Origin of the sequence: Sphingobium sp. PNB (assembly GCF_019873065.1) — a bacterium.
GTDB lineage: Bacteria > Pseudomonadota > Alphaproteobacteria > Sphingomonadales > Sphingomonadaceae > Sphingobium > Sphingobium fuliginis.
Window position 1 is genome coordinate 1 of sequence record NZ_JAINEZ010000237.1, and the last position, 645, is coordinate 645.

Below are 645 nucleotides of genomic sequence, written 5' to 3' on the forward strand. Positions count from 1 at the left end.
GCGCCATCCGCTGCTCTCCTTCTTGGAAAGCCCATAGAATCAGCTATCAACGCTTCTGTCTACGCCCACCCGCGCACAGGTCTCATTACCCTGCGAATGATCGAAAATCCGGCTGGCGACGCGCAGGGCATTCTCGCGGCTGCAGAGCAACTGGCGTTTGGGAGACAGACAACGCCTGTCGATGGCCGTCGTCATGACCTGATCCCTTTCTCCTCGAGGATTGACGCTCATGCAAACAGCGTCTTGTGGATCTTGGTGACCGGTACGACCACCCAGGCGCGCGTCATGAGGCGACTGATCCGGTAGAAGCAGCCATTCTGCGGATCGCGAAGCACGAGCCTCCGGCCGCGCTTGCAGACGACGAACTCCTGCGCGACATTACCGTCGGTGAAGGTCACCGGCTCGGGAAGCCGGATGCGATCCCCGTCCGCGAGTTTGCGCGCGCGGTGCGCAAGGTTCGCCCGGCAACGTGCGCGCCAATCGAGCGCATATTCATGCTCGGTCGGGCTCAGCAGATCGAGGATCGCCGCGGGGCAGTCGGCCTCGCATGGCCCCATATTTTCGCTCAGTCGGGTAGGATTGGTGCTGCTCATGGAGTCAGCCCTGATCCCCCCGCCGAACCGCACGTGCAGCTTTCACCGCATG

Annotated in this window: 2 protein-coding genes; both read right to left on the minus strand. The window is 62.3% G+C overall.

The genetic code is table 11. The features are described from left to right. Nucleotides 1-39: 39 nt before the first annotated feature. Entirely contained in the window at nt 40-195 is a 156-nt protein-coding gene (locus K7W03_RS27600) for a hypothetical protein (protein ID WP_222888154.1), read from the minus strand. Nucleotides 196-227: 32 nt separating this feature from the next. Next, a complete protein-coding gene (locus tag K7W03_RS27605) occupies nt 228-593 on the minus strand; it encodes a DUF6927 domain-containing protein (RefSeq protein ID WP_413469352.1) in 366 nt (121 codons plus the stop codon). Nucleotides 594-645: the final 52 nt, after the last annotated feature.